Annotated in this window: 6 protein-coding genes; all 6 read right to left on the reverse strand. The window is 40.8% G+C overall.

Annotated features, from left to right (window positions below):
• Positions 1-220: 220 nt before the first annotated feature.
• Positions 221-880 (reverse strand): hypothetical protein, encoded by a 660-nt coding sequence (locus IQ270_RS28960; RefSeq protein WP_193976566.1) that lies wholly within the window; start codon positions 878-880, stop codon positions 221-223.
• Positions 881-895: 15 nt separating this feature from the next.
• The gene (locus IQ270_RS28965; protein ID WP_193976567.1) at positions 896-1324 is read right to left on the reverse strand and encodes a lysozyme inhibitor LprI family protein; all 429 of its coding nucleotides are present in this window, start codon (positions 1322-1324) and stop codon (positions 896-898) included.
• 95 nt (positions 1325-1419) lie between these two features.
• On the reverse strand, positions 1420-2040 hold the full coding sequence (locus IQ270_RS28970) for a hypothetical protein (RefSeq protein ID WP_193976568.1): 621 nt from the start codon (positions 2038-2040) through the stop codon (positions 1420-1422).
• A gap of 51 nt (positions 2041-2091) precedes the next feature.
• On the reverse strand, positions 2092-2667 hold the full coding sequence (locus IQ270_RS28975; RefSeq protein ID WP_193976569.1) for a hypothetical protein: 576 nt from the start codon (positions 2665-2667) through the stop codon (positions 2092-2094).
• A 17-nt stretch (positions 2668-2684) separates the two neighbouring features.
• Positions 2685-3086 (reverse strand): lysozyme inhibitor LprI family protein, encoded by a 402-nt coding sequence (locus IQ270_RS28980; RefSeq protein WP_193976570.1) that lies wholly within the window; start codon positions 3084-3086, stop codon positions 2685-2687.
• A 52-nt stretch (positions 3087-3138) separates the two neighbouring features.
• The coding region (locus IQ270_RS28985; RefSeq protein WP_193976571.1) for a hypothetical protein at positions 3139-3721 on the reverse strand (583 nt) is incomplete at its 5' end.

The following is a 3721-nucleotide window of genomic DNA, read 5'->3' on the forward strand; positions in this document are numbered from 1 at the left end:
CCTTTTCACCTGTGCTCAGTCTTCCAATCTCAAATCGTTTAAATTGGTTGGTATTCTGAGCTACTTGAAAGGTTCTATCCACTAGCTTGGTTTGAGGCTGTGCATAGATTGGTGAATAGCTGACAGTCAAGATGGTCAAGGTTGTCAAAAAGCTAAATATCGAGATCCCTTTCATGATTTATCTCCTCATTTTTTAGTTAATTGGTTTAGCAGTATAAATCTATCTTTGTGGCAAAAAAACCGTACAGCCAGTCGCATTAAATTCTCGAATCATCCGAGAATTTTCTTGCGGGTTAGCTTTGGATAGCGGTAACTTAGTCGGTGCTTGCGGAAGTTCAGGATATGTATAAATATCAGAACCAGGCGCGGCTCTGGCTGTGTTATCACTACCAACATAAGCTACCAATAAGAAAGTATTGCCACTCATATTTCTTTGATTCAAAAGCACCCGACCCGTTAAATCGCCGCTGAGGCTAATTTTCCCACTAGATATAGAACCTACACTAAATTTGTAGCTCGGTCTAGGAGAAACATGAATGACGCACGCGCGACCCCTTACATTTGAAGGATAAATGCCTATTTGGCTATCATTGTTTGCCCACCAACCTAGAAAGGGCGCTACACTTGGATCTACTTGCGACCAAGCTTTTACAAAAGATTCTAGTGGCTGTCTTTGAACTGGTGTACGTGTATCGCGCTCAGTTCCACCGCAACATTCTCTTGAGAAAGGTGGCGAGGACGCTCGTTGTTGAAATTCTCGGATAATTTGCTGGATCTCTGCGTTGGTTGGATATCGTTGAGACTGTGCGTAAACTGATAAAGAACCAGTTGCCCATACTGCAAAACTTACTATTAAACTAAGCATCGATTGCCCTTTCATAAACTATTCTCTCCTTTATTTCTCTCTTAAATACTTTTCTAATTCAGCAGTGCGTTGTTGGGTCATTCGTTCTAAACATTCATTGAGAAAACCTCGATAACCTGTGCCCATGCGACTTCCATAAACTTCAAAATCACAGTTGTTTTCCTTCAATTGAATCCATCCTTTTTGTGCTTCGGCAAGTAGCGATCGTTCTTCTCGGCTTAATTTGGCAACCAATTGTTTGTAAACCTCATTCAGTCGGCGATCTGCTGCTTCATTCCTCAATCGTATACACTCTTTAATCTCTAAGTTAGTTTGAGCGTTGTTGCAATTAGGCTGTCGTTGCGCGATCGGGCTTGGTGTCGCTGGGCTGTCTTGTTGTAGCTGTGCAAATACTGGGCCAGAGTTAGAACCAACAATAGTTAAACTTACCATTAAACTAACAAACGAGATCCCTTTCATAATCTTTCCTCTCCTTTTCCCAATTATCTCACAAAAGCAAATGATGAAACCACTGTGTTAAATACTTTCTCTTCCACAGCACTAATTTTGTCTCCCTAGTTAAAAGTAGAAATAGTAACTAGGTTTTGCTTGTCAGGGGTAAAAAAATTAGCTGACAAAGTAGTTTCTACGCTATCTGCATTTGTTTTTCCTGTCATACTAGACTTTTTAATATAAACGAAAGCTTTTTGCTTAGCAATTGTTGTCTCTCTAATATTTTCTAATCTCAGAGTAGTTGAACTAAGTTCAGGAATCAGACGAGTTTCAGGTGTGGCTGGTTGTACCGTCACTAAAACAGGTAAAGTTTGATGACCGTAGCCACGGAGCCGATTTTTTTTGCCACATTCTAATAATTTAATATCAGCAGGGTTGTACAAAATGCTCGTCAGAGTATTATCTTGCCTTTTTTGGGTTTGATAGTTAGTTGGAATATCAAATGAGAACCCGAATTTATCCTCTCTAATTTTCCTAATTTCTTTAGTTGGAGCAACGCTAGGGCCTCTTGGAGATGGATCTTGTGATTGAGCTATTTTTAACTCACCGGGTAATCCTACTGCTAGTAAGCTTTTAGTTTTCGTTGCTAACCCCATGCTGTGTTTTGATTCGGCTAAACAGCCAACTCCTAAAATCACCAAGGTTGCAACTGTAGTGGACAACGCTTTGCCTTTTTCTCTCATTTTTTTTGTCTCCTTTGTAGTTGATATCGAAAACATAAATTACTTGCCAAATTACGAACAGCCTTCTACTTGCTCGACTTCAGGAATTTTGCCAGAACGAAAGCGCTCCACACGATTTTTGCTAGTCTCAAAAATAATGCGGTAGTTTTTGTCAGCCGCATCTTTCGGGACAAATGTTAGATATTTTTGATTGGTAAGTGGAAGACGCTGGTAAGGATGCCTAGTTACTTGAACTTGCCCCGGATATAGTGAAATAATTCTATCTTCAGTATCTCCAATCTTTGCCCCTTTGATTGTTGTAATCTGCTTATTACTAAAAATGTCTACTCTAGCAATGCGCCCCTTTGTGACCATAAAGGCAATTCCTTTTGGTTCTCCTTTGGGTTCAACGTAGGAACATTGATACTCGTCCCGACCGCCGCCGCCTTTAGTGAATTTAATCCTCGCTGATTCTGAGGCTTCATCAACTGTCATTCCGACTCTAATCGGCCCGATGCCATTAATTGCTAGTTTCGATCGCTCTGTCAGTTGTACTTGAGCATTGACTGCTGTTACCCAAACCGCAACAATAACAATTGTGGCAATTAGTAAGATGAAAAATTTAGTTGAACTGTTGAAATTTCGCATTGATTGCTATTGCTCTTTTATTTCTGTAAATATTTCTCTAATTCGACCGTGCGTTTGTCTGTCTCGCTAGCAAGACAAGCATCGCGAGCACCTGCATAGGCACTACCCGCAGGTCTCATTCTACCTTGGTCTTTGCAACTAGCATCGCGGCGCTGAATCCAAGCTAATTGTTCGTCAATTAATTTTTCTCCATCGCGCCGGTTCAGCTTCGATATTACTTGCTTGTAGACTTCATTAAGTCGGATATCTGCTTGTTGGTAAAGAGCTGCCGCACAATTGTTTAATTCAGCTTGGGTTTGAGGTTGGTTGCAGACACTAGGTTTCTTTGAAGGCGATAGCTCCTGACTCAACACCATTGGACTGCTGATGCCAAAAAATACCAAACTTAACATTAAATAAAATATCGACCCCCCTTTCATTAGTTCTTTCTCCTGATTGTTAAAACAGTTAACCTTACCATCAAATCTATTTCTAACGAATGTAACCAGTCTCTCCAAGAAACTTCCGCAGTTCAGTAAAAAATTTACTGCGATCGTCTCGCTGATAAGCTTCCCGCACCCGCCTCCATCCATCCTCACCTTCACCCAAGGAATATTTGTCAGCCAAGTAAGCAGCTAAGATTGCTTTACCTCCCTCAGATTGAGTTTGTGTTTTAATGTATTCTTGCCATAGTTGAGCGGCATGATTTTTAACTTGTTGGGGATAGCGCCGTGTGGCATCTATCATTTTTCCCTGACGGTACTGCCAAATTTGTAATGGATAACGAGATCCGGCATAAGATGAAAACTTATATGAAAAGCGATCGTCGTGAGTGACAAATTCTACATTCCCATCTTTATCTAAATCCTCAATTTTCGGACCGCGACCGTTTCCCCAATAATGAACGATCGCCGTATATTTTTGAGTTGCATTATCGTAGCGGTAAATCAGAAATGACGTACAGCAGTGAGCACCGCCAGAATATATATCTAATATGATTTCCGGTTCGTTGTCTTTATCTAAGTCCCGAACTTGAAGGTCAGATAACCGACAATAGCCCACTTCTTTTGTCGGT

Origin of the sequence: Microcoleus sp. LEGE 07076 (assembly GCF_015207455.1) — a bacterium.
In the GTDB taxonomy this organism is placed as follows: domain Bacteria; phylum Cyanobacteriota; class Cyanobacteriia; order Cyanobacteriales; family Microcoleaceae; genus Microcoleus.

Bases quoted from the DNA above. Each gene is read 5' to 3' on its own strand.
- IQ270_RS28970 (WP_193976568.1), bottom strand. From the start codon at position 2,040: ATGAGAGAAAAAGGCAAAGCGTTGTCCACTACAGTTGCAACCTTGGTG.
- IQ270_RS28980 (WP_193976570.1), bottom strand. From the start codon at position 3,086: ATGAAAGGGGGGTCGATATTTTATTTAATGTTAAGTTTGGTATTTTTT.
- IQ270_RS28960 (WP_193976566.1), bottom strand. From the start codon at position 880: ATGAAAGGGCAATCGATGCTTAGTTTAATAGTAAGTTTTGCAGTATGG.
- IQ270_RS28965 (WP_193976567.1), bottom strand. From the start codon at position 1,324: ATGAAAGGGATCTCGTTTGTTAGTTTAATGGTAAGTTTAACTATTGTT.
- IQ270_RS28975 (WP_193976569.1), bottom strand. From the start codon at position 2,667: ATGCGAAATTTCAACAGTTCAACTAAATTTTTCATCTTACTAATTGCC.